The sequence below is a fragment of the Paraburkholderia sp. USG1 genome (genome assembly GCF_031570135.1).
Taxonomy (GTDB): Bacteria; Pseudomonadota; Gammaproteobacteria; order Burkholderiales; family Burkholderiaceae; genus Paraburkholderia; species Paraburkholderia dioscoreae.
On sequence record NZ_JAMWXW010000046.1, the window covers coordinates 19,605 to 44,845 of the forward strand.

At 56.8% G+C, this 25,241-nt stretch carries 25 protein-coding genes; 13 read left to right on the top strand and 12 right to left on the bottom strand.

The genetic code is table 11. From position 1 onward, the window contains the following. Positions 1–46 precede the first annotated feature (46 nt). Positions 47–1,180, top strand: a complete 1,134-nt coding sequence (locus tag NE850_RS36515; RefSeq protein ID WP_310700181.1) for a Gfo/Idh/MocA family oxidoreductase — start codon at positions 47–49, stop codon at positions 1,178–1,180. Between the two features lie 55 nt (positions 1,181–1,235). Here the strand turns inward: NE850_RS36515 and NE850_RS36520 are convergent, their stop codons facing one another. The 8 genes from NE850_RS36520 to NE850_RS36550 form a co-directional block, all read right to left on the bottom strand. After that, on the bottom strand, positions 1,236–2,237 hold the full coding sequence (locus NE850_RS36520) for an XdhC family protein (protein WP_310700182.1): 1,002 nt from the start codon (positions 2,235–2,237) through the stop codon (positions 1,236–1,238). A gap of 47 nt (positions 2,238–2,284) precedes the next feature. Beyond that, positions 2,285–3,145, bottom strand: coding sequence for an alpha/beta hydrolase (locus NE850_RS36525; protein WP_310700183.1), 861 nt, complete (start codon positions 3,143–3,145; stop codon positions 2,285–2,287). 147 nt (positions 3,146–3,292) lie between these two features. Continuing rightward, positions 3,293–4,300: a LysR family transcriptional regulator gene (locus NE850_RS36530; RefSeq protein WP_310700184.1), complete on the bottom strand. Its 1,008-nt coding sequence runs from the start codon at positions 4,298–4,300 to the stop codon at positions 3,293–3,295. Positions 4,301–4,401: 101 nt separating this feature from the next. Beyond that, positions 4,402–5,514: an NADH:flavin oxidoreductase/NADH oxidase gene (locus tag NE850_RS36535; protein ID WP_310700185.1), complete on the bottom strand. Its 1,113-nt coding sequence runs from the start codon at positions 5,512–5,514 to the stop codon at positions 4,402–4,404. Positions 5,515–5,772: 258 nt separating this feature from the next. Then, positions 5,773–7,110 carry an NAD(P)-binding domain-containing protein gene (locus tag NE850_RS36540; RefSeq protein WP_310700186.1) on the bottom strand — a complete coding sequence of 446 codons (1,338 nt, stop codon included), beginning with the start codon at positions 7,108–7,110 and terminating at the stop codon, positions 5,773–5,775. A gap of 93 nt (positions 7,111–7,203) precedes the next feature. Beyond that, positions 7,204–8,184: an NAD-dependent epimerase/dehydratase family protein gene (locus NE850_RS36545; RefSeq protein WP_310700187.1), complete on the bottom strand. Its 981-nt coding sequence runs from the start codon at positions 8,182–8,184 to the stop codon at positions 7,204–7,206. 342 nt (positions 8,185–8,526) lie between these two features. Continuing rightward, on the bottom strand, positions 8,527–8,739 hold the full coding sequence (locus NE850_RS39590; RefSeq protein ID WP_405044921.1) for a putative quinol monooxygenase: 213 nt from the start codon (positions 8,737–8,739) through the stop codon (positions 8,527–8,529). A 162-nt stretch (positions 8,740–8,901) separates the two neighbouring features. Continuing rightward, the gene (locus NE850_RS36550) at positions 8,902–9,561 is read right to left on the bottom strand and encodes a TetR/AcrR family transcriptional regulator (RefSeq protein WP_310700188.1); all 660 of its coding nucleotides are present in this window, start codon (positions 9,559–9,561) and stop codon (positions 8,902–8,904) included. Between the two features lie 392 nt (positions 9,562–9,953). On the opposite strand from NE850_RS36550, the gene NE850_RS36555 reads away from it, so the two are divergent. From NE850_RS36555 to NE850_RS36560, 3 genes are all read left to right on the top strand, one after another. After that, a complete protein-coding gene (locus NE850_RS36555) occupies positions 9,954–10,274 on the top strand; it encodes a helix-turn-helix domain-containing protein (protein ID WP_310700189.1) in 321 nt (106 codons plus the stop codon). Positions 10,275–10,486: 212 nt separating this feature from the next. After that, positions 10,487–10,816: a DUF3331 domain-containing protein gene (locus NE850_RS39595; RefSeq protein WP_405044922.1), complete on the top strand. Its 330-nt coding sequence runs from the start codon at positions 10,487–10,489 to the stop codon at positions 10,814–10,816. A gap of 36 nt (positions 10,817–10,852) precedes the next feature. Beyond that, positions 10,853–11,719, top strand: a complete 867-nt coding sequence (locus NE850_RS36560) for an aldo/keto reductase (RefSeq protein ID WP_310700190.1) — start codon at positions 10,853–10,855, stop codon at positions 11,717–11,719. A gap of 565 nt (positions 11,720–12,284) precedes the next feature. Here the strand turns inward: NE850_RS36560 and NE850_RS36565 are convergent. Beyond that, the gene (locus tag NE850_RS36565) at positions 12,285–12,662 is read right to left on the bottom strand and encodes a lecithin retinol acyltransferase family protein (RefSeq protein ID WP_310700215.1); all 378 of its coding nucleotides are present in this window, start codon (positions 12,660–12,662) and stop codon (positions 12,285–12,287) included. Here NE850_RS36565 and NE850_RS36570 point away from each other — a divergent pair. After that, positions 12,564–12,953, top strand: coding sequence for a hypothetical protein (locus NE850_RS36570; RefSeq protein WP_310700217.1), 390 nt, complete (start codon positions 12,564–12,566; stop codon positions 12,951–12,953). The two genes, NE850_RS36565 and NE850_RS36570, sit on opposite strands and share 99 nt — an antisense overlap. Before the next feature lie 77 nt (positions 12,954–13,030). On the opposite strand, the gene NE850_RS36575 is transcribed toward NE850_RS36570, so the two are convergent. Then, positions 13,031–14,068 (bottom strand): helix-turn-helix domain-containing protein, encoded by a 1,038-nt coding sequence (locus tag NE850_RS36575; protein WP_310700191.1) that lies wholly within the window; start codon positions 14,066–14,068, stop codon positions 13,031–13,033. 270 nt (positions 14,069–14,338) lie between these two features. On the opposite strand from NE850_RS36575, the gene NE850_RS36580 reads away from it, so the two are divergent. Further along, a complete protein-coding gene (locus NE850_RS36580) occupies positions 14,339–15,298 on the top strand; it encodes a LysR substrate-binding domain-containing protein (RefSeq protein WP_310700192.1) in 960 nt (319 codons plus the stop codon). Between the two features lie 210 nt (positions 15,299–15,508). Beyond that, complete coding sequence (locus NE850_RS36585; protein ID WP_310700193.1) at positions 15,509–16,459, top strand: AraC family transcriptional regulator; 951 nt, start codon at positions 15,509–15,511, stop codon at positions 16,457–16,459. A gap of 48 nt (positions 16,460–16,507) precedes the next feature. On the opposite strand, the gene NE850_RS36590 is transcribed toward NE850_RS36585, so the two are convergent. Beyond that, a complete protein-coding gene (locus NE850_RS36590) occupies positions 16,508–17,620 on the bottom strand; it encodes an NADH:flavin oxidoreductase/NADH oxidase (RefSeq protein WP_310700194.1) in 1,113 nt (370 codons plus the stop codon). 316 nt (positions 17,621–17,936) lie between these two features. Between NE850_RS36590 and NE850_RS36595 the strand changes: the two genes are divergently transcribed. The 6 genes from NE850_RS36595 (at position 17,937) to NE850_RS36620 (ending at position 23,829) form a co-directional block, all read left to right on the top strand. Then, complete coding sequence (locus tag NE850_RS36595) at positions 17,937–19,136, top strand: MFS transporter (protein WP_310700195.1); 1,200 nt, start codon at positions 17,937–17,939, stop codon at positions 19,134–19,136. Between the two features lie 181 nt (positions 19,137–19,317). After that, on the top strand, positions 19,318–20,067 hold the full coding sequence (locus tag NE850_RS36600; protein WP_310700196.1) for an SDR family oxidoreductase: 750 nt from the start codon (positions 19,318–19,320) through the stop codon (positions 20,065–20,067). Positions 20,068–20,326: 259 nt separating this feature from the next. Beyond that, positions 20,327–21,388, top strand: a complete 1,062-nt coding sequence (locus NE850_RS36605) for a LysR family transcriptional regulator (RefSeq protein WP_310700197.1) — start codon at positions 20,327–20,329, stop codon at positions 21,386–21,388. Between the two features lie 90 nt (positions 21,389–21,478). Further along, positions 21,479–21,874, top strand: a complete 396-nt coding sequence (locus tag NE850_RS36610; protein ID WP_310700198.1) for a hypothetical protein — start codon at positions 21,479–21,481, stop codon at positions 21,872–21,874. Between the two features lie 37 nt (positions 21,875–21,911). Beyond that, complete coding sequence (locus tag NE850_RS36615; protein ID WP_310700199.1) at positions 21,912–22,799, top strand: EthD domain-containing protein; 888 nt, start codon at positions 21,912–21,914, stop codon at positions 22,797–22,799. A 229-nt stretch (positions 22,800–23,028) separates the two neighbouring features. Beyond that, positions 23,029–23,829: an SDR family oxidoreductase gene (locus tag NE850_RS36620; RefSeq protein WP_310700216.1), complete on the top strand. Its 801-nt coding sequence runs from the start codon at positions 23,029–23,031 to the stop codon at positions 23,827–23,829. A 583-nt stretch (positions 23,830–24,412) separates the two neighbouring features. On the opposite strand, the gene NE850_RS36625 is transcribed toward NE850_RS36620, so the two are convergent. Continuing rightward, positions 24,413–24,850, bottom strand: a complete 438-nt coding sequence (locus NE850_RS36625) for a nuclear transport factor 2 family protein (RefSeq protein WP_310700200.1) — start codon at positions 24,848–24,850, stop codon at positions 24,413–24,415. Positions 24,851–25,241 lie beyond the last annotated feature (391 nt).

Genomic DNA, 25,241 nt, shown 5'->3' on the forward strand with positions numbered 1-25,241 from the left:
ACCGACGGCCACCTCCGCGTTTACAACTCAACTTCAAGATAGTTCCATGACATCTCAATCATCAACTGCTCCAGGTCCCACGATACGAGTTGGACTGATTGGCGTGGGCAACTGGGCAAAGCACGGGCACCTGCGTGTGCTTAAGCTTTTGCACCAATATGAAATCACCGCGGTGTATAGCCAGCGCCTAAGCGTGTCGGCCGATATCGCGCGCGAGTACGGCGTCAAACACGTCATGCAATCCGTCGATGACCTGGTCAATCATCCCGATGTCGACCTGGTAATCGTTCTCACGACAGCGCCGCAACACGCAGACGGCGTTCGCGCAGCCATCGCTGCAGGCAAAAACGTCTATTGTGAGTGGCCACTGACGCACGACGTCAACATCTCAAAGGAACTTGTCGACCTCGCGCATGCCGCGAATGTACGGCATATCGTTGGTCTACAACGGAGGCTCGCTCCGCACAACCGCTATGTGCACGACCTCATCCAGCAAGGGTATATCGGAAAGTTACGCTCGGTCCGAATACATGTGAGCATGAATTACTTTCAGCCGTCGCGAAGCATTGCATTGCGCTGGACCGTGCCACCCGAGAACTTCTCAAGTGTAATTGCCATCTACGCTGGTCACTTTCTCGACATGCTTTTTGCCAGCACCGGGTGGCCGAATGAACTCTCGGCGCTGGTCGTTAATCAGTTTAAGGAAGTAACTATTATTGAGACTGGCGAGAAGTTGCCGAACAGCACTCCGGACCAGATGGTGCTGACAGGCAGGCTTGCGGACGAAGCAGTGTTGACAGTGCACATCGAAGGCGGAAAGCGTAATGGTTCGGGTGTGCAAATCGACATCACTGGCACCGAAGGCGACCTGCGCATCACAAACCGCTCTGCATTCGGCGGCGCAGGAGATAACTATAAAGTTGAAGGTGCTCGCGGAGACAATCTTCCTTTACAGGTCTTGCCAGTGCCGGATGCGTATAACCAATTGCCGCCATCTGAGCTACCGTCGTCCGTTCTCGAACTTGCCGAGCTGTATGCCGCATATTCGAACGACGTTCGAGACGGGACGAAAACGGCACCCGATTTTTCGGATGCGGTCCGAATGCACGAGCTGATTAACGCCGCGGTGACGTCCTCTGAAACCGGCAGGCATATTGTGCTCGCCGCTTCAGAGAGTTAACAGCCTGTGGGGGTGCCAGCAATTCTGGGCGCCCCCGTCACCGTCGGCAAGAATGTCACGCTGCCTCTAGCGTACGCACAGACTTCGCGCCATCTATTGTTGCCGAAACGGGTATGGCGATGCCGTTCTTCGCTGCCGTCACCTCCGCCAAGATGGAAACGGCAATTTCTGGCGGCGTCCGGCTTCCAATATAAAGCCCCACCGGACCGCGTAAACGAGCGACGTCATGCGCCGTCAAATCAAATTCCTGAAGTCGCTCGCGACGTGCGGCGTTGTTTCTTCGCGAGCCCAATGCCCCTACGTAGAAGGCGTCAGTACGCAACGCTTCCATGAGCGCAAGGTCGTCGAGCTTCGGGTCGTGTGTCAACGCAATGACGGCAGACCGGCGGTCGAGCCTCATTTCCATCACCGTATCGTCTGGCATCGAACGGACAATCCGGATTCCCGGGACATCCCACTCGTCGGTGTATTCGGTCCGCGGGTCGCAAACGGTCACCTGATAGTCCAGACCGACAGCCATCGAACACAGGTATCTTGAGAGCTGGCCTGCGCCGATAACAAGCATCCGATAACGCGGTCCGTGTATCGTCACAAGGCGTTTGCCATTGAAATGCAAACCATCCGTTTGTGTCGCATCGGAAAGCCGAACGGCGCCAGTACGCATGTCCAGGGTGCGTGAGACGAGCTTCCCGCTGCTCACGGCCTCGTAGAGCTCTCGCAACTGGCTCGCGTGATTGAGTGGCTCTAGCACGAGCTGTATCGTGCCGCCGCATGGCAGCCCGAATCTCCATGCCTCCTCAGCCGTAACACCATATTTGAGCGTACGCGGCGTCTGGTCCGTTATCCCTCTGTCGCGCACGGCGGCAATGAGGTCGTCTTCAATGCATCCACCCGACACCGAGCCGACCACCGCGCCATCGTCCCGTATCGCCAGCATTGCGCCCTCGGGACGCGGCGAGGACCCCCACGTCTTGACCACAGTCGTCAGAAGTACGCGATGGCCTGCCCCCTGCCACCGTGTTCCCGTTCTGAGTACCTCAAGGTCCATACTATCCATCTCGCCTCCTGTAGCTTATCGGCAGATACATCCCGGAGACGGGACAATCACGTGTTCTCGGAGAGGTCTAACTCGTCGTCAAACCGCTCGTTGTGGCTTCGATGCCGACGTTCGCCGGCGAGCCGCTTGCGGAAAAACGAGACCATGTCCCGCAGCGTTGCATCGTTATGCGCGGCGTGCTGCCTTGACGTGCCTTGATAGCGCGTCACCTCCGTCGGTACGCCTGCCGCGATAAGTGCACTCGCGTACCTTTCCGCCTCGACATGCAGTCGGTCAGATTGCACGCTGCAAATCAGCGCTGGCGGTAGTCCCCACAGTCGACGCGACTCTATCGGTGCGGCATACGGATGGAGGCGCAACATCGGGCTCGGAAGATACTCCGCATAGCATCGCGCACACGCGCCAAGGTCAAACGTAGCGTGGGCGTCCACCTGGTCCGCCACCCGCGTCATGCTAGGGTCGAGGAGCGGAGCAATCAGAACCTGCGCTCCAATCTTCACCTCTGACCGGTCACGAGCAATGGCAGCAACGCATGTAGCCAGATTTCCGCCTGCATCGTGACCGGCCAACCCGACACGTCGCTGGTCGGCGCGTTGTGCACGAGCCTCCGAAACCGCCCAGCGCAACGCCCGATAGCCATCTTCCGTTGCATGAGGGAATGGGAACTGCGGCGCCAACGAATATCCGACGGATACCACCCATGCCGGCGTTGCCTTTGCAATGAAAGACGCCGTGATATCGCCATCGTCCAGCGCGCCAGACGTAAACGCCCCACCGTGAAAGTAGAGAATAATCGGGACCGCAAACCGTCCTGCAGCAGGTCTATAACTCCGGAGCGTAATGGTCTGCGCGTGCCCCACTATTTGCACGTCCTCTATACAGAGTCCTAACTCGGTCTGAATGAACATTGTCAGTTGACGTGAGTACGTCCTCGAACGATTAGCAACATAGCAATTTTCTTCCGAGCGCTGTCTGTGATAAATCGATAACTGCACTAAACAGAATTCAGTCTCAATTGACAATGTGCAGAGCGTTCCTAATGGAGAGCGCTGGGGTCACGCGACCGGTTGCTCCGTATCATCGCGAAACGTAATGGAGCCACTCTGGCTAACTGAACCCGACGCGCGGTTGCGCAAGAGGCGTTCGTTATCCGCAGAGTCGCTGAAAAGCTCACATGTGCCAAATAGCTCCGCGACCCAGTCCACGAACACGCGCACCGTTGGCGAGAGATGCCTGTTGTGCGGATAGACGGCCGATATTGGCATTGGCATGGGCTTCCATTGCTCAAGCAATTCCACCAGGTTGCCCGCCTGTATATGAGGCAACGCCATGAATCGGGCTGCCTGGATGATGCCGATGCCTTCAAGGGCGCCAGCCACATATGCCTCCGCATCGTTGACTGATACTCGTCCTTTCATCGGAACTGCAATCGCGTGCCCGTCCACGTCAAAGGTAAATTCCATGAAACGGCCGGTTCTTGCCCAGAAGTAGTTCACTACCGTGTGGTTCTGCAGGTCTTCGATTGTACGTGGCGTCCCGAACTGCTCGAGATATCGGGGGCTGGCGACAGTAACCCCCTGATATAGCCCAATCCGCCTCGCCACCAGGGTCGAGTCCTGCAAAGCGCCAATGCGAATGACGCAATCAACCCCTTCCTGAATGAGGTCAACTGGCTTGTCGGAGAATCCGAGCATCAGCTCGACGTCTGGATATCTGGCGTGAAACTCATGGACGCGCGGCATCAGGACAGTGCGTCCCAGTGCACTGGGCATGTCGACACGAATCTTGCCTCGTGGCGTCAAGCCGCGGTTCTCGAGAGAACTTTCGATGTCGTCAATGTCCGCGAGGACCCTCACACAGCGCTCGTAGTACGCCGCACCATCCGGCGTGAGATTCAGTCGGCGCGTCGTTCGTTGCAACAGCCTGACCTTGAGATACGTTTCCAGTTGCTGAACGATGACGCTCACGGATGCGCGCGGCAGTCCAAGCGAATCCGCGGCACGCGTGAAACTGTTGGTCTCCACGACACGCGTGAAGACCTTCATTGCCTGGAGACGGTCCATCTCTAACCCTCTCGGTACCGTCGCCGCGCGACCTTAACTTGGGTCAACACGATTGCTTGCATAATCTCGTGCTCCTGCACTGTTACGTTCGACTGATGTGCTTACCGCGCGCCATGCGCGACGTCGCCAAAAACACGGCCGTATCCATGGGGCGGCGCACGCCAATACTGGGGCGCGGCTTCGACCACCCCTCCAAGCTCCGCGGCCGCATGCCACGGCCATCGTGGGTCGTACAGCATTCCCCGCGCTAACGCGACAAAATCGGCCTTGCCATCCGCTATGACGTCCTCCGCCTGCTTCGGCTCGGTAATGAGGCCGACCGCCACCGTTGTGACGCCGGTCTCAGCCTTAATCCGCTCGGCAAACGGCACCTGGTAGTTCGGTCCGACCTTGATTTTCTGCGAAGGCGAGATGCCCGCGGATGACGCAGTAATCCACGCGACACCTTTTGCCTTGAGGGCGCTAGATAGCTCGACAGACTGTTCGAGGTCCCATCCGCCGTCAACCCAGTCGGTTGCAGAAATCTTGACGCCGACCGGTTTGTCGGCAGGAAAAGCCTCACGGACCGCGTCGTACGTTTCAAGCACAAACCGCATGCGATTCTCCAGCGAGCCGCCGTACTCGTCCGTTCGCTGATTCGAAATAGGCGAGAGAAACTCGTGAAGTAGATACCCGTGTGCGGCGTGTATTTCGAGTGCATCGAAGCCCAGACGAGCTGCGCGTTTTGCTGTCTCTACGAAAAGATGTTTGATTCTGACAAGGCCGGCAGCGTCCAGCGCCATCGGCAGCGTTTCGCCCTCCTTCTGCGCCACCGGCGATGGTCCAATGGTTGTCCAACCGCCCTCTTCGCTATGCAGCAGTGCGCCGCCTTTCCAGGGAACGGCGCTCGAGGCCTTCCGTCCAGCATGTCCTATCTGCAACGCGAAAGCGATGGGTGAGTTCTCGCGTACCGCGGACACGACCGGTCGGAGAGCCGCCTCGGTGGCATCATCCCACAGACCGAGGCAACCGGGTGTGATGCGTCCAGCAGGTTCAACGGCGGTTGCTTCGACGAAAAGCATGCCAGCGCCGGATTGAGCGAGGCCACCGAGATGTGAGAGATGCCACGAATTCGCAAGCCCGTCTACCGCGCAATATTGGCACATAGGGGAGACGATAATGCGGTTTGGCAGCTCCAGGCTGCCGACGGCTGAAGAGGAAAAGAGAGCACTCATTAGACCCTCGCTGGCTCGGTTTACGATGGTGTAGACAACACTTGCCCTTCGTTGCTGAACAATCCATTCCGCGGTAAGCTCGCCGCCCCGCGCAGTCCGGGCGGCTTTAATTGACCCTACCTGTTCGCTAGTTTAGGGGAGTCGATGCGCATCTCTGTGCAGGAAGTATCTAATACTGTTGTTAAGACTTTTCAACAATCGGAATCACACCGGCGGCGCAGGCAACTGGTGCCCCGCCGCTGGCTGTCACTAAGGCCGTCAAACGCCCGCCAAACCGCGGCTTATGTCACCGAAGAGCTGCTTCCGATACTTTCGGCCGTCAACCTCCAGCGTGTACCGCGCCGAGCCGACATACCGCCGGGTGATTTCTTCCCGGTGCGCACGCACTTCTGCTTCCATTTTCTCGCGACTTGGGAGCGCCGTATCGTTTGCCAGAACGGACGCAAGCCACTTTGCCTGCACTTCGACCAGAGGGATGGTGGGACCAACCGGCTGGATAAGGCCCAGCATGTAGAGGCCCGGGCGGTCTGGAGAAAGCATACGGCGGTAGAGCGAAGCCTCTCCATCCCGTAAGGAGAAAACCTCCGGGTCGAGGAACGGGAACGTGGTCTTGTAGCCAGTCGCATAGATGATGGCATCAATCTCTTCGCGGCTACCATCCTCGAACGTGACGAACATACCCTCGAGCTGCTTGATGTTAGGTTTGATACTAATCCACCCGTGCCCACAATAGGGGAGGAGTTCCTGGCTCAGGGTCGTATGCTCGCGCCAGATAGCGTGCTGGGGGCGCGGGATACCAAAGCGCCGCTGGTCTCCGGTCACCATGTATGCAATGCGCTGCACGATGGTGCGACTCCACGTCGTGGGCAGCTTCAGACGCCGTGAGAAAAAGCCCAACCAACGGTCGATGGGCAGCCCCATGATGTACTTGGGCATGACCCAGGCGCTACGGCGCGTGGAGAGGAATGTCTTGTTGGCACCCTTACATACGTCAACCGCGATATCAACTGCGGAATTGCCGATACCAACGATAAGGACGTTCTTGCCCTTGTACGGGTCGGCAGTACGGTAATGGTGTGAGTGCACCGAGTCGCCGTCAAATTCTCCGGGGAAGGCCGCAGTGCGCGGGTCCCACAGATGTCCATTGGCGACAATGACCGCTCGATAACGCTTGACTTCACCCGTGCTCAGTTGGACAGACCAGCTGGCATCGTGATTCGGAGTGACACTTTCGACCTTCGTGTTGAACGTGATATGCGGACGGACGCCGAAACGGGCGGCGTACGACTCGAGGTAGTCGATGACTTCAAAGTGCGACAGGAAGTCGGGGTAGTGTTCAGGAATCGGGAAATCAGAGTACCCGAGGTTGACACGACTCGTATCGATATGGAGACTTCGGTAGGCTGACGACATCCCATTGTCGTTTTCGTATCGCCACATCCCTCCGATATTCGAGCCGATTTCGAAGCAATCGAATTTGACGCCCGCCTCCTTGAGCGCTTTCGCCGCAGTTACCCCAGACGAGCCGGCGCCAATAATGCAAACGGGAAGATTAGCGACATCGGCGGAATGTGCTGACTTGTTCAACGTTTCCATTCGTTTTCCTAACTTACTGTTACAATTTCCCGCCTTGTTAGCGGAAGAACCACGATAACGGTGCTGCGCCTATCTGTCAGACAATGCGACGGCCTAGCTTGTCCGTCGCCCATGGACATACTCGGAGACAATATCGTCGATAGATTGGTCTCCTACGATGCCCAGACTGGTCGCGGCATCAGACACAAAGGCTCGCGGCCATCCGTCCACGATAGCCTGCAACCGGGCGTCAGGAACGAAACGCACCGCGCCCAAAGTTCCCTTATTCCCATGACGAAAAGTCGAAACAATCATTTGCTCGACGCTGACGGTAAGAGACGGCAGATTCATCGCACGCCACGGAGGAAGCATTTCAGCCGGTGTGTCGTGTAGCTGAATTAACGCTTTAGCGACCGCTGTCGCCGATGCAACCGGAATCTGCGTTTCGGCTTCGAGTGGAGACACCACGTCTCTCCCAGCAAGCGGCTCGCGCACGATTGCTGCAATCCTGTCAGACACCGCAGGAGTGTTCGCACCGCGGCGAATCAGGACGATAGGGAGTCGAAGAATCCGGGCATCGAGCCGGTTTTTCCTTGCGGCATCGGCCAGAAGCAGTTCAGCAATAGCCTTGTGCGCTCCGTAGGTCGTTTCCGGAGCGAAGCGCTCACGGTCCGTCACCGTTGGTGGCAACTCGCCTCCAAAAACAGCAATTGAACTGGCGAACACAAAGCGAGTCGATGCCGAGGACCTGCTGATGAACCGCCGGATTGATTCCACATTGACGAGATAGGCAGCGTCGTCGTCCACTTCAGCATCCAGCGTGAGCGCCGCGGCCAGGTGAAAAACGGTGTCTACGCCGACCGACGCGACCCTGTCGGCAAAGGTGGCGTCGCACAGGTCTCCCGTCATTTGCACCACGCGGATAGTGTCAGGCACACGCCATTCTGTTTCGTCTGGAAATCCTCGGTCCACAACCACGATTTCCTCGATAGCTGAGTCGCCACCATGCCCGTCAGCCAGTCGGCCGGCATCCAATAGCATCGCGGTTAGCGAACGCCCAATAAATCCTGCCGCGCCTGTAATCATTACACGCATCGACCGTCTCCTTTGCTTTGTATCGTGGCCTCCGGGTCCCGGATGCCATCGCCGCACTCGAACGGAAGGCGCCATTAGAGAATCCAGTTTCCGTTCGCATCTTGCACATTAAACATACTACCGAGTAGGTTTTAGAAGTGCAAGCGTTTCCCCTACTTCGCAAATGGAATGCACCTGCGCAAACCCGTCAATTAGACGCCCCGAAAGGCTGGATGGAAAAATCGAAAGAATGAGCCACTCCGGCGAGACTCATCGCGGGGCGCGTTGTGATGCAGCAGGAAGCGACAGCGCTCGCGGCGGTTCGCCCAGTTCTACGGACGCGAGACGGCCAAACGATGGAAATTAGCGAAAATCCTGGAGCCGGACGACCCTTAGAGTCGCTCGGCCTTGGAGAACTGCAGCGAGTTTCTTGAATGCGGTGCCGTTGAGGTGCTCGTCCAAAGCCGCGGCGTCGCGATAGCGCTCGACAATCACCACCTGGCCGGGAACGTCGACTGACGCATAGGCCTCGTAACGCTCGCAGCCGGCTTCCGACTTGTCGAGAATCCTGTTCAGAGCGTGGAGCCGCCTTGCAGCGAAGAACTTTACTAAGAGCGGCTATAAGGAAACAACCTTAGCAGGCGATTTTGCGCACCAACTCGAGGCAAATCATAGCCGCTTCCTCGTGCTCATGCTGCGAACGGCCTTCTCTTCCCACGTACCGCTTTCCCTTGTTGCCTACGCTTTTGCTTTAGCCCCACGTGACGGTCCGCGCACGGTCGCTGACTCTCCGTCGCCGCGCGCCCGCACGCCTTCGACGAGTGTTTTGACCATTTGTTCCGCCAGAACGCGACGAGACTTGGGCCCTGCATCTGCCTCGGGCCTATACCAGATAAGTGACCACTGGATGCCACCAAGCAGCGTCTTGACAGCAATCGATACGTCGACGTTAGCCAACGTGCCATCCTTGCGTGCGACAGTTGCCGCTTTTTTGAACATTGCTTCGAACCGGTCGCGGCTGCCAATCAGTTCATCGAGTATCTCCCGCTGCGCCGGAGTAGTTGCTCCGAAACGGTGCATTTGGACGCCTTGCGCTACAACACTTTCGTAGGTGTGATGTTCAAGCACAGCCATCGCGTGGGCGTACAACATTGCCGTAAGGACGGTAATGCCATCGCCCTCGATTTGACTCGCCGGCTCGACCGCCGAAAAAAGCAATTCCATCCCGGCCCGGTGGACATCAAAAAACAACTCAATCTTCGAAGGATAGTGATGGTATATCCGGCCTTTCGTGGCCCCCAGCCGGCGGGCTACATCATCGATACTGGTCGCATGAAACCCCTGCTCCATAAAGCATTCCGCGGCCATGCGCAATATTTCCTGTTTACTCGGCGTCATAGCGTCCTGTTCTAGTGCTCGTATCTGACTAAAACTGCCGGCGTTGCAGGCATGCCTGGCATCATTGTTCCCAATTTTCGAATTATAACGGCACAAACGCCCTCTTCCAACATACCAGGTAGTAGCGCGCGAGAGACTATGGATGTCGCGCGACCTTACTGCACCGGAAACGACAAGCGTCAATCGCATTGTTAGTGAACGTTAAATTTAGAATTTGGGCGCCGCTCATTTATCACCCACATCTCGCCGTATAACATCAACCCATATCTGACCTAGTAGCGTCATCGACAGCTACGACAACTGCTCAAACGCCCACATGTTGGTCAGACGCGCTCCCGGAAGCCGGGCTTGGATTCATACACTTTTCTGGTCGCAACAGCGTCATGCAGCCGATGAACCTGAACGTAATTTTCAAAGCGTTGGCCAACCCGATGCGCAGACAGATTCTCGCGTGGCTCAAACGTCCGGACTATTACGTCTCGCCGGTTGCGCGCACGCGCGTGGGCGCTACAGCTAGCGAGATGCAACGGCTTTGCGGCCTTGCGCAATCGACGGTTTCAGCGCACCTGCAGATTCTGGTGAGAGCGGACCTCATCACTTTGACCAAGGTGGGACAGGTCTCGCTCTATCACCGAAACGAAGTCACCTTGAACAGACTGAAAGAGCATGCACATCAAATGCTGTACTTCGTAGCGTCGCAGGATGTCCGGTGATTCCAGCACAATTGCCGACGATTTTGTATGGCATAGCAGTTCGAGGACGGAGGACAAAAGTGATTTGCATTCCCTCAAGGTTCAGGCAGAAAGAGCCAAGCGCCCCAAGCGATGCATGGGTTGTCACAATTTCGGCGCTTGAGGCGCTCACTAGCCAAGACAACTACACGGACGTCGTAGCCACCTCGCAAATCAATCTGCGGAGCCCCCGGATGCATGGGCGCAGTGCGACGACCGTCGCAGACGTACCCGGGCGTTACCTGCCCAATGCGACGGCAACAGTTGTGGAACGCGTTACCGACCGGTCCATCCTAGTCAACTGGTGTGACTCGACGTCATGCCATTATTGCGACCAACTCTGGACCAGAAAATCAGCGCGCAGCGCAGGCTACTGCTCTCTTACAGGTGAGGTGATTACCCGCGGCGATATTGTGTATGGTCCTTATACTCGCGCCGCATATCGCCCAGCCAACGAGAAAGCGATGATACTCGCTTCTTCGCTTGAACCGACGAACGGCAGAATATGCCCAGCAGTGAAATAGCCTGCATTAGAACATCAACGTAAGGACTTCTTGACCATGAGCGACACACCGATTTCTGTTTCTTCGTCTGGCAAGTTCAAGCTTGCTGGCGAGGTCCCCATTACCCGACTGGGCTATGGCGCAATGAGAATTACCGGGCCTGGGATATGGGGTCCGCCGGACAACCCGGGAGAAGCTCTCCGCGTGCTGCAGACACTCCCCGAACTCGGGATTGACTTTATCGACACGGCCGACTCTTATGGACCGGACGTCTCGGAGCAGCTTATCCGCGAGGCGCTTCATCCGTACAAGGATATGTTCGTTGCGACCAAAGCGGGGCTACGCCGCGCGGGCCCGGACCAATGGCAACCGGACGGCAGGCCTGAATATCTGCGCGAACGCGCGCAGCGCAGCCTGAAGAATCTTGGCGTCGAACAGATTTTTCTCTGGCAACTGCACCGTGTTGACCCGAACGTTCCCGCTGACGAGCAATTTGATGCGGTCAAGGCGTTGCAAAAGGAGGGTATTGTCCGCTTTGTCGGCCTGAGCGAAGTGTCAGTCGACCAGATTAAGGATGCGTCGAAGTATTTCAACGTTGCAACGGTGCAGAACCGCTATAACCTCCTCGACCGGCAGAGCGAAGCAGTACTTGAATACTGCGAGGCGAACGGCATCGGCTTCATTCCGTGGTTCCCGCTGGCTGCGGGCAATATTGGAGAATCGGCTAGTATTCTGGGCAAGGTCGCTCGCGACCACGGTGCCACACCGATGCAAATCGCCATCGCGTGGTTGCTCCACAAGAGCCCCGTTATGCTGCCGATTCCAGGTACATCGAGCCGGGCCCATCTCCGGGCGAACGCATCCGCTGCGGAAATTAAGCTCTCAAGCGAAGAAATGAGCGCTTTGAACGCACTGGCACGCTAATTTTTTCAACAAACACGCCTATGGTCCCACCCGGTCCGCAGGCGTATTTCCTTTCTGGGGTGTGAAGCCGTACCCCTTTCCCGAGAAACCGTTTATGCCGCGACAAGCATCGCCTCAACCGCGATGCTTGTGAGGCGGTCGCGGCCGAGGAATTTTTTGGCTTCCCCCTGAGTGAATTTGCAGTTTAACGATAGTCAAGGTGGTGGCATCAAACCAGAAACCGGGACAAGTGAGATGTGGAAGAGCGTTGTTTTGGAGTTAAATCGAACAGAATTACCCCTAACCACTTGTTGTGCGAAAGATGGGCTGGCACCTCAATGACTGCGTCAAGCCTCGCAATATGGCTACGCACACTGTCGGTTCGTCAATATCCCGGTTTCGTGACCTCCGAGAGGCTGGAAAAACGGACCACAGAAATCCGTATTCCATTGATTGATGCCAATTGTGGAAACATCAAATCAAACCTCATACGCTCGAAACTCGTCTCTGGCGAGCAGCCTGCTCTCGTCGTGCCCGTTAGCATGAGGACATCTGTTTTGGCGAGTCGACTCAACTCACCTCCAAATCACGCATACACTGAGGGATTGACGGCGCCGCCTGCACTCCGCAGCATGCGTGCGCGAAGCAACTTAACAAGAAGGCGGACAAGTTTGAACGGATGCGACATGCAAGTCTTAACCTGTTCGCTACGGCTTTCACCGGTAACGCACCAGGTGCAAAAATGCTCGCAGTTGTTTGTCAGAATGCCGTAACGGCTCTCACCAAGTCTCGAACGCGCGCGAATGACAACCTCACAAGCCTGGTACGTCGAGAATGACTGACTCACGACGACGAGTCCGCGACCATGAGCAAATTCCTCGAGACTGACCTCTTCGACAGGGCCTCTCTGCAGAGACGTGGAGAGACCAGCGTAGTGCACGACACGTCCATCGCCGACGTAGATTCCGTGATGCCAGTATCCGCATCTGCTGCTTGCAATGTGGTCACCTGGCGTGAGAAATTCACGGCCGCACTGGCTCGCGCGGGATATGCCGACGACACGTCCCTGAGGATGGAGAAAATCTTCCAAGACAGCGTGGACCATGATTCGCCTCCTGCTGATGTCTCCTGCGAGGTCGGCATGGAGACTGGCAATTTCATGGATTCACTATGGAAGATGGCCCGACGCTTAGAAATGACAAGGAAGCCACGCTGTCTGCCAACTCAAGCAGCAGCGGCAAACGCGAGCATGTGACGCATGGACGGAACACAGACAGCGGGGCTGAAGCTCGGTGGCCACGCCACGGCTTACTGGGGCAAAAACGTTTGTCTTTACGAAGGCTCGGAAGGTCTGATTCCGAAGGTGCCCCGATATTGACCTGGGGTGACGCCGACTTCTTCGAGGAAAGCGCGACGCATCACTTCGTCGCTACCGAATCCGCAGCGCTGCGCAATATCGTCAAGCCCACGCGTTGACTGCTCCAGAAGCGCGCGCGCAGCCTCGATGCGGCTCTGTCTGATGTAGTTTGCGGGGGGCGTTCCAAACTCGGCCCTGAACACCCGGGCGAAGTTCCGTGGGCTCATCGCCATGCGCTCGGCAAGCAGTTCTACGTTCAGGGGTTTATTAAGGTTTTCCACAATCCAGACGCCGAGCTCTTCGAAACTTCTAGAAGTCGGCGCCTGCGCCGCAAGCGACACACTGAACTGGCGCTGCCCGCCGGGCCGCTTCAAGAAAACCACGAGGTATTTCGCGACGTTCAGGGCAACTGCGCTACCGAAGTCCTCTTCGAGTAGCGCCAAGGCAAGGTCAATCCCAGCGGTAACGCCCGCTGAGGTGTAGATGCCCCTGTCCTCGACCCAAATGCTTTCGGCGTCCACCTTCACATCCGGATAGAGGCTTTGCATGTCCTTAACCCAGCCCCAGTGAGTAGCAGCGCGCCTTCCCTGAAGAAGCCCGGCAGCCGCCAGCACAAACGCGCCGACGCACACTGAACCGGTGCGTCTCGCGCGGGCGCTCGTCTGCCGCAACCAGTCCCAGAATTGGTCCGTTCCAGCGTAGCGGATGGAACGTGGTCCGGCTGTAACCAACAATGTGTCCACATTGTCAGTCAATTCTGAAAAGTGCTGATGAGCGATAAGACTGACGCCCGTCTCGCCCTCGATGGTCCGGTCCTCCCCGGGTGAAACAATGGTGAGCTTATACGGGAGCTCACCGTCCGGCGCCAACGCTGTTCCGACAAGGAGCTTGTTAGCAAGGTCGAATGCATTGGCGGGGCCGAAAACATCGAGCTCGACCACAGGAGGAACCGCGACGAGAACGACGTGCCTCGTGTGCCACGACCGGCTTACCAATTGGCCCCGCTTGCTCATCTCGGTGTCCTCTACCTAGACGTTTCCATCCCAATTGTAGCCTCTGATTGAGCAGGAGCACGTTCCGGACACCTTATCCTGCGATGGCAGGCCGCCCATTGTGTCCAAGTGGGTGGCAGCAAAAGTTGGCAGAAATGTTGGCTCTGACGTCATGTGCAGGGAACGGCGCAACGAATAGTCTTCTATTCATGGCATCGACGCCAAGTCCGACGGCCTGACGCGACGGGCACAGGGTTCCGAGTGTTACTTTTGAACCGAACGGTGATAGAAATGGACAGACTGCAAGCAATGCGGGTGTTTTCGAAGGTTGTGGAAACCAACAGTTTCTCGCGCGCAGCTGATAGCCTGAACCTGCCCCGAGCATCAGTGACAGTCATCGTCAAGGGCCTCGAGGAAGCTCTGCGCATCCGACTGCTCCACCGGACGACACGCAGCCTGAGCCTGACGCCGGAAGGTGCGTTGTATTACGAACGCTGCATCCGCGTACTGGCTGACATTGACGAGATGGAAGCAACACTCACGCAGGCGACCGGCGCGCCGCGCGGGAAGCTGCGCGTGGACCTGCCAAACACTATCGGAAAACTCGTACTCGTTCCCGCTCTTGACGACTTCTGCTCAAGCTATCCTGACATCGAGCTGAGCGTCGGGTTTGGCGACAAACACGTGGACCTGGTCCGCGATGGTGTGGATTGCGCCATCCGTGTAGGCGCATTGTCCGACTCCAGTCTCGTAGCCCGTCGACTGACTTCTCTTCCTATGATTACCGTCGCCAGCCCTGGATACATCGACCGGCAAGGCACGCCAGAGTGCGTTGGCGACCTCAGCGACCACGTCTGCATCCGTTATCACGCCACTGGTGCCGCGCCAACATCCGATATGACCTTCATCGTCGGAGGCAAGGAAACGCACGTCAAGCTGAAACCCGGTCTGATTGTCGGTGACCTTGAAGCACAGCTGTCCTGCGCGGTGCAGGGCCTTGGCATCGCTCAGGTGCCCGCCTTCATGGCGACTCCGTATCTGCGTGCAGGCGGACTGGTGGAAGTGCTACCCGACCTGCCGCCACCTGCGGCTCCTGTGTCGGTCGTCTACCCACAGAACCGGCATCTCTCGGTGAACGTTCGTACCTTTGTCGAATGGGCTGCGCAGCGTTTCGAGCAGGCTGCTGTCCTTAGAGACATCTTTAGCCGGTCAGCACAGCCGAAATCCGCCAGTCTTCGCGTCGCTGCCTGAGGGCTCGCCGGTCGCCATCGACCGCGTTTCGAGGCATTCGACCAGCCGTCTGAAAGGTCCTCGGAAAGTTTGATTTCGGCACTTTTTGCACTAAATTCAATCTGTGTGTCGCGCCGCCTGAGTAACATCGCCCTAGGATTCAGCTATGGTCGGCTGCTCGCACTTCCGTACCGCTGGCAAGTCAGACCTACTATCCGCAGGAGCCCGGAAATGCTCAGACAAAACTCCGATTCATTTCGCGCAGATAGTGGGACGCCACACGCTTTGTACCACGCGACCATCGAAGCTCCGTCTGTAATAGCGTCCAGGCTACGTTTCGACGGTGCAAACTTTGGCTACATGCCAGTTCCTCAACGCGAAAATGCGTATTTCGTCGGCGTCAAGTTGAGGGCGATGACGGATGTTCGTATGTGGTACGGCGAACACCTTGCAACATACTTCCCAATGCCGGTTAACTCGCTTTGCTTCACGCATTGTGACAACCAGCCACATGCCGAACTTTACGACCCGTTCGACTGCATGATTTTCAAGGTCTTTCCTGCCGGCCTTGACGCAATCGTGGACGATGCCGGTGCGCGCCTCATAACCGAGCTACGTTGCCCGGAGCCAGGTGCAACGGACCCCGTGATTGGACATCTTGCTGCGTGCCTCGTTCCGGCACTCGACGACCCACGCAATTCATGCAGCCTCTTTGTCGACACCATCTCCCGCGCACTCACCACGCACATCCTCTCGCGATACGGCGGCGTAAAATTTCAGTCGCCAGCTCCGCGTCGTGCGACGCTCGCAAGATGGCAGGAAGCGCGCGCTCGAGACATGGTTGCCGAAAGTCTCGATGGCGCAATCTCGATTTCAGACCTTGCTAATCATTGTGGTCTGTCAGTGAGCCATTTCTCGCATGCGTTCAAAGAGAGCACTGGTCTCTCGCCATATCAGTATCTGATTGAACAGCGGCTTCAACGTGCGAAAGAGCTTATGCTGAACACGCGATTATCTCTCGCGGAGATTGCCTTATCGAGTGGGTTCGGCAGCCAGGCGTATTTCAGTCGACGTTTCTTCAAATCCGCCGGCATGTCGCCCGGGGTATGGAGACGTCTGCACATATCGGGCAAACATGTCATGACTATTACAGAGCCACCTGAACTTGGTCCGAACCCATAGTACAGGTTGCGACTCCCGGTACGGTTTGATGACGTACCGGGAGTAACATCAGCGTGCTCCGTGCACGATGTCGCCGAAAATGCCTGCGTGCTCATGCGGAGGGGCCCGCCAGTATTGCGGCGGCGCCTCGACAGTGGCACCAAGTTCGGCGGCTGCGTGCCATCCCCAACGGGGGTTGTATAGCAGGCCTCGAGCGATTGCAACCATATCCGCCGAACCGCTCGAAACAATTTCTTCCGCTTGGGCCGGAGATGTAATCAAGCCGACAGACATCGTATTCACGCCCGTGGAAAACTTGATTGAGTTAGCAAACGGCACCTGATAGCTTGGGCCGGTTACGATTTTCTGCTTGGGAGAGATTCCACCAGAAGATGCGTCGACCCAGTCGACGCCGCGGGTTTTCAGCTCGCGTGCAAAAGCGATGCTTTGCATCACATCCCAACCCTCATCCATCCAGTCGGTGGCGGAAACCTTGACGCCAAGCGGCTTCGATTCCGGAAGCTCGGCTCGCACGATGTCGAAGATTTCGAGCGGGAAACGCATCCGGTTCTCCAGGGAGCCGCCGTATTCATCAGTTCGCTGGTTGGAAATCGGCGACAAGAATTCGTGTAGCAAATATCCGTGTGCGGCATGCAGCTCGATGCCGTCGACACCAAGGCGAACTGCGCGACGCGTTGCCTCGGCGAACGCTTTACGCAGACGGGCAAGACCCTCCGCGTCCAGGGCTATAGGGGCCACCTCTCCTTCTTTCTGAGGTACTGGCGACGGAGCGAACGTCGACCAACCACCATTCTCGGCACTGAGTAGTTGACCACCCTTCCAAGGCACATCGCTAGAGGCCTTCCGGCCTGCGTGCCCGAGTTGCAGAACAACCGGGATGCGGGAATGTTCGCGCACGGTGTCGATGGCTTTTTTCAACGCCTCTTCGGTCTTGTCGTCCCAAAGGCCGAGGTCTCCCGGAGTAATGCGTCCAGCAGGTTCGACCGCTGTCGCCTCGATGATGAGCATGCCCGCGCCAGACAATGCCATGCTCGCCAAGTGAACCGAATGCCAAGAATTGGCTTCCCCATCGACGGCTACGTACTGACACATCGGCGACACGACAATCCGGTTCGAGATAGTCAAGTCGCGAAGTTTAAGGGGTGAAAAAAGCGCACTCATATACACCTTCAGTGGAAAACGGTTGTGAGCCAAACTTGGCCGACTATATCGGCGTCGCGGACCGGGATATATGGGGTGAACGTGAATTGAGTCCTTGTGATTGACCAACAATTCCTCTGCCCCGCCTCTGGCGAACGGATTCCCACGAGGGAACGCTACGCCAGGCTGACAACTTCGAAGAAGCAGGATAACATACTACCGGGTATGTTGTTTTTAGACGTAACGCCGGCGAGTATTGCCGCTTCGCACGGATATCTCCCGCGTTCACCACCCTGCTTTGCAGGCATCTCAAATCATCCAGTTACGAAGGACCACAATGTCGACGATTTCGAATCCGAACGTCGCCCATACTGACAAGGCGCACGGACTGCGCTATTACACCGCCGTCACGGTCACTTTCTTCGCCGCGTCGGCCGCTCCCACCCCGCTGTACAGGCTGTATCAGGACGCGTGGCATTTTTCCCCCGTGGCGCTTACAGTAATTTTCGGCGTCTACGCAATCGGGCTGCTGCTGGCACTGCTGTTCACCGGGTCACTTTCCGACCATATTGGGAGACGGCCGGTGGTCATCGGCGCCATCGCGCTCGATTGCCTTTCACTATTAAGCTTCATCCTGTCGAATAACGTGTGGCTGCTAATAACGAGCCGCGCCCTGCAAGGCCTCGCAACGGGAGCTGGAGCCAGCGCGCTGGGCGCCGCGATTCTTGACGCTGACCGACATCGCGGACCGCTGAGTAACAGCGTCGCACCTCTGGCTGGTATGGGTTTAGGTTCGCTCGCGGGCAGCATACTCGCTACGTTCGCGCCTCAGCCGCTGAAACTGCCGTACGCGCTGCTTCTGCTCGTTTTTGCAGGACAGGCATTCCTGATTAGAGCCATCCCGGAAACCGTGACGACCCGCCAGTTCTCACTCCGGGCCATCCGCCCCCGGGTCCAGATTCCGTCCGCCGCGCGAAACGCGATGCTACTTGTCGCGCCGGTGAATGTCGCAGCGTGGGCACTAAACGGGTTTTACCTCTCACTCGGTCCAACCTTGGCACGTGTCGTGACAGGGTCCTCATCATTAATGACTGGCGGTCTTGTCGTCGCTGCACTTATTGGTGGTGCGTTGGGCGCCATTCTGTTCCTACGCAAGCGGGAGGCGTCGCACTTGCTCACAGGGGGCTCCGTCATGCTGTCAGTAGGTATCGCTATCACCCTGGCTGGTGTTGACGTGAGCGGTCCCATCCTGTTTTTTTTCGGAACGGTGCTCGCCGGCAGCGGTGTCGGCATGGTCTTCCAGAGCGCATTGCGCACGCTGCTACCCTTGGCCTCTGCAGGAGAGCGCGGAGGATTGATGGCGGCTTTCTACGTCGTCAGTTATCTAGCTTTTTGCATCCCTGCACTTGCCGCAGGTGTAATGGTGAATGTTGTCGGGATTCGCGCTACGGCGGGAGGTTACGGCGGAGTGCTGTTCTTGATGGCGGTCACGACCGGAATCAGAAACGTACTTCGCCATATGCGTGTTCGCAGTTAGCCGCTTTGCATTGGCACCAGAGCGATGCGTAAAGTATGTTGGTTAGCCCGCGCGCAGCAGACTCAGTATGTCCTACACTGGTTGAGACATAAGCGACGTACGGTGCCGCGCCTCACGCAATCTTACCGTGGCGCTGTCCGCCTGCATCTGGTCGATTGTCAGACTTTCTGTGGAGGGGACTATGAACAGGCTTCAATCGAAGGTCGCCCTCATTACAGGTGGCAGTAGCGGCATAGGCCTTGCGATTGTCCGAAGGTTCATTCGCGAGGGCGCCGACGTTTTAGTTATCGATAGGCAGGACTTTCCTTCAGACCCATCCAGTGAGGATGCGCTTCGCGGCCCGAAAGTGCTACGCGGTGACGTGTCGAGTTCTACGGAACTCGACAGATGCTTTGCCGAGATTGCCGCAAGCAACATCAGAATCGACATCCTCGTCACATGTGCGGGGCTGCTCGAACTGGCACCCATCGAGTCCGCTACGCTGGAACATTTCAATCGTCTGTTTGACACCAACGTGAGGGGTACATTTTTCACCGTTCAGAAAGCGTTGCCGGTTATGAACCGCGAAGCTTCTATCGTTCTCGTCACATCGGGGCTTCATACCAAAGGTGTTCCCGAATATGGCGTCTACGCTAGCACGAAGGCAGCGTTGCGCTCCTTTGCCAGAACATGGGCATCTGAGCTTTGCGGCCGCGGCATTCGGGTGAATACCCTCAGTCCGGGACCGACTGAAACTCCGATGCTCGATTCGCTATATCCAGACGCCCAACAGACCAGGGCGGCAAAGTCTGTCTTCGCCTCCATGTCATTGCGGGGCCGGCTCGCGCTTCCCGATGAAGTCGCGACTGCTGCATTGTTTCTGGCCTCGGACGATAGTGGCTTCTGCACCGGTAGCGACCTCGTTGCAGACGGGGGAATAAGTCAAACCTGAGGGACAGGCGCCCCGTGTGATGACGCACCTTTCATATTTAATACACCATGAAATATATGAAAGCGTTGTGAAGTATTCAAACTTGCAGCCGCGTGGCAAGCGATGAGGTTTTCGCAGAATTGTGCAAATCACAGCAGAACAGGTCAAGACCCGAAATCGGCGCCTATCTACAATCCTGTTCACAAAGGCGGTACTCACGCCTATGCAGTGCTCAATTGCCAACTCCCCAAGATGGATGCGAACTCACCGGAGGTCCTGCATGGATAGGCTTCAAGCGATGCACGTGTTCACGCGGGTCGTGCAAAGTGGGAGTTTTTCGCGAGCAGCGGAGACACTGGACATTGCCCGCGCATCCGTGACCATCACAATCCAGAATCTTGAGTCATACCTGAAAGTCCGGCTGATTCAGCGTTCTACCCGGCAATTCAGCCTGACTCCTGAAGGAGAGCAATTCTATGCACGCTGTGTCCAGCTGCTTACGGACGTTCAGGAACTGGAGGATTCGCTTGCCCACGCCTCGGCCAGCACGCGCGGTCGGCTCCGTGTCGAAATGCCAGCGTCCATTGGGAAGACAGTTGTGATTCCTGCGCTGGACGAGTTCAAGAACCTATACCCCGACATCGAACTCAGTATAGGGTTCAGCGACAGACCAATCGATTTGATTCAGGAGGCCGTCGATTGCATGATTCGTCTTGGTCCTCTCAGCGATTCGAATCTGGTTGCAAAACGGGTCGGCTCCATACGAAAGGTGACTGCCGCGACTTCACAATATCTGACGAGATACGGCATCCCCGATTCGATTGCTGAACTGTCCAATCATATGTGCGTGCGCTACATCCCTGCGGGACAATTGAAGGGCCCTGACCTTTCCTTCGAAGTGAACAATCGAACCGTCGGCCTCAATCTGAGAGCCAGCGTATGCGTAAACGACATTGAAGCTTACCTGGGATGCGGACTAAGAGGACTTGGCATAATGCAGGTCCCACGCTTCATCGGGCTCCCGTATCTGTGTTCTGGGGAACTCGTCAATCTCCTCCCTCAGTTCGCTCCGGCGCCGGTTCCTGTCTCAGTCGTCTACCCGCACAACAGACATCTTTCCAAGTCAGTCCGCGTCTTTGTCGATTGGGTTGCCGACCTGTTCGCAAGGTCGGCGCTCTTTGCCACGGAGAAATCCGGTCTCGACGCGTCGCAGTTGCGTGGGCGCACCGAATCGGCATTCCGTGAACTGACTCCCAAGCGTCGTTGCGCGGCACAGCCGGAAGCGTTTGAACCTGTGAATACGCGCGCGAGGCAGTCCGAACCTTTCGTCGTACCGGCGTAGGAGCTTTACACCTTTGCCGCACACGGCCAAGTCTATTAGACGCTACAGCACGCGCCTATAGCTAGTCATCTGTCAACGTGGAGATGGACCATGAACGATATCGCTACCAAAGAAGCGGACGCACTGGCGATTGTCAAAACGTTTTATCGAGGCGGCGCCGAGGGCAGGATAGCGGACTTCGAAAAGTACCTGGCTGACGACTTCACATTGTTCGTTCCCGATTATCTTCCATGGGGCGGTCAATATGACAAGTCCGGCTACGTGTCGATTCTTCCCCAAGTGGCAACGACACTCGATTTCGCGAGGCTTTCGTACGAGAGCCTAACCGTACAGGGCGAACACGTCGTGGCTCTGATTCGGATTGGTGTTCAGGGTACTGACGAATCGATTCTGATTTCTGAGCATTGGGATATCTCCGAGGGTAAGGCAAAGCGACTACTTGTAGCTTACTTCGACCCAAAGGTGCTGCTGGACAAGGCCGCGTAACGCCGAGCGAACGCTTGCATCGTTTAAGGAGCTTCTGATGAATCAGCCAGACTTCTCTGCCCGTGACCAAGTCGTCAAACATAATATTTACGCTTCCGTGAGACGACGAGACGGCCTCCCCCACGAGTTCTTTGCCAATTACTGGCGCGACGTGCACTCGACTCTCTGCTCGCGCCTGCCGGGGCTCAATTTCTATGTTCAACAGCATTTCGACAGGGACTATTACGCGAACATCTGGCCAGTCGCTGATGGCGTTCGTCGGATTGAAGCGAAGCTCGATGGGTCCGCGGAGTTAGGCTTTGCGAATCTGCAGGAGCAAGCTGTATTCGCGCACGCGGGCACGATTCTTTATGGCGATGAATCCAACTTCATCGGTGAAGCTGTTGCGTATAACCTCCCTAACGGTTCACTCACGCTAGTCGACAAGGATGAGGATGCCGTTCGCAATGGCCCGGACCCATTTCATCGCATCCATTTGTACATAAGCCGCAAGCCGGGACAGGACACGACGACATGGCTGACGGAAACGAACACCGCACTCGCAAAACGCGACGCTGTGGTCAAGTGGAAGTTGCATCTCCCTGAACCGTATAACAATGACAAGCCTTCCCCTCCGTCGCCAAACGTCGAGCACTTTGTCGAGTCGGACAGACTGAACCTGGCAATTGCAGAAATCGCATTCGTCAGCCCGCTAGCAGCAAAGTCGCTGTTCTCATCTTCAACGTTCAAAGAGGTGCTGGGCGACCAGGCGCGATACGTCGACGCCATCGGCGCGTATCTCGTGACCGGATTTTATACGTTCGTTCGCGACGGCCAACCGACCCTAGCAGGCTTGCGAGGAAGTCGTCCAGCAGAACTCATCACAGCCTTGGGAGCAGTGAACCAACTCGACGCGACGGTCACGGGAATGTTCGCTCCGCGATAGCATCGGCGGCGGTGAGAATTAGGCACCCCGCTTTACGGTTGGTTGTGAACCGGCTCAATGTATGAGCGTTACCACGCACCTGCAGTTCAAAGTGACGAAGGCGGCGCGCGGTTCGCTCCGCGGCGCGCAACGAAATGAAACCATTCATGTTCGTCGTTTTCGTCATGCGCCATTTGAGCCAGAATTGCTTCCAGAAACACATCTTCGCGACCCTTCTTGGAGAAACATCATGACGCAATCTCGAAAAGGTACAGCTCTGGTTACCGGAGCATCTTCTGGCCTTGGTGCTGTGTACGCTGACCGACTTGCTCGCCGCGGATATGACCTGATTCTGGTCGCACGTAGCCGCGACCGTTTGAACACGCTGGCGAAACGCATCATCGACGAAACACGCCAGAGCGTGGATATTCTGGTTGCGGACCTCGGCAATCGCGCAGAACTCGCCTCGGTTGAAACTAGGCTTCGCGAAGATGCGAGCATTACGCTATTAGTGAATAACGCTGGTGTCGGCACGCACACTCCACTGCTAAAAACCGACGTCGACTCAATGACGTCTCTCATCGAACTGAACGTCACCGCTTTGACCCGACTTACCTATGCTGCCGCGCCTGGCTTCGTCGCACGCGGCAAAGGCGCAATCATCAATATTTCCTCCATTGTCGGTATCGCGCCGGAAATATTGAACGGCGTATATGGCGGCAGCAAAGCGTTCGTGCTGGCTTTCAGTCAATCGCTGCATCACGAACTCGCCGATAAGGGCGTTCAGATTCAGGCGGTACTGCCCGGCGCGACGGCAACCGATTTCTGGGAAACGGGTGGTCTGCCCATCGAAAATCTCCCGAAGGAAATCGTCATGTCGGCTGACGATATGGTCGACGCATCGCTGGTTGGTTTCGACCACGGTGAGCTTGTTACCATTCCGTCGCTCCACGCGCTTGAGGAATATCAAGCCTATGAGGCAGCACGCCAGACTATGTCAGCACATCTGTCCGGAAACGTGCCTGCCGCTCGGTACCTGCAACTGGCCTGAGATAACGTCTGGTCTGACGCATGCGTGTGGCTGAAGGTCCCCGCGTACGGAAGCACCGTGCGACTGGGTCGGAAAGCCGCTCTGCGGAGATGCAAGCCTTCCGGAAGCGGCTCTGGCCGTTCAACGTGGCTTGCGTTAGTTCGGCGATAGCACTCCTTTGCATGCGCAAACCTGACCTTCGGCGTTGGAAGCTCGGTTAACTCACTCGACGCTAACCTATGCTTTCAGTCTCAATCGAAGCTGTTCACTTACCACGGTCTATCGAAACCAAAGCAGCGACCGCGCGCAGTCGTCTGCTAAACTTTGCGCGGCCGCACCGTTCAGCCCTTTGCGATATACGTGGGCACGCGCGCGGTGCCCTGGCGCAATTCTCGCCCCTCTTTGCCGGTAGGTAGCGGCTGTCGTGCGGAGCACGATAGGCCCTCAGGGAATACGCAACTATCCTTGCCGGAATGTGTTATCAAATCGGTTTCAGAACAACATCTTCGGAGCACAACCGAAGTAACTGCGCAACCTCCGCGACTGACCACAAGCTAGAGCCCCCCCAGCTACCCCGGCCCGGAAGTAGCCAGTCATCTTCGCACTACTTTAACTGTGTGTTGGCGATTGGGATGATGGTTGCTACGTGCCAGCCTGTCGCGTTGTGAATGAGGGTTTGGCTGATAAGGAATGTAGCGCTCTGCGGCGGCTGCCCCGGCGCGCCGCGTGAAAACGTTACCGGGACGAACAACTCGACGACATCGGATGAGAGCACAATGGTTTGGAACTTGGTCATGTCGGCGTCCAAATGCCATGTTCCTGTGTAATAGCTGCGATAAGTCGCCAATGCATCTGAACTGCCTCGCACCTGCGTACCCCGAGATATCCAGAGAAAGTCGGGCGAATCCCACAGCATGGTCTGGACGGTGTCCAAATCGTGAGCGTTCTGCGCTGCTACGAAATGCTCGAAGAAAGAGCGGACATCGTCCTGAGGCGTTGCTGCAAAGATTACGGGGGCCCACATCAATAGGGCGAGAAACATAGACGCTTTTCTTCGAATCATTCTTTCGAGCACGTTTCTTCTCCACGCAGATAGTTTGAATGTTTTTACGGGCTGCCGTACTGTCCTATGCGGCAGGGCCGATATCCCTCACGCGTACGCCGGCGGCTAAAGAACAATATACCTAGAGAGGACTTTTCCCATAAGCCAACATCACTGAAAACACATGTGCGCTACGCCCAACAATTTCTTACACCGTCGACGAACGCGCCAAGACTAGGAGACATTAGCGTTAGTCGAAGGCGGCGTCAGCCATAGTCACTGCACAATCGAACTATCTCAGGAACCCGGAAAGCGGCTCAACTTGACGTTCCGCTGCGAATCCAGTCGGGACCAATCCCCGTATATGAGCTCAAGGCCGCGCAATCACGCG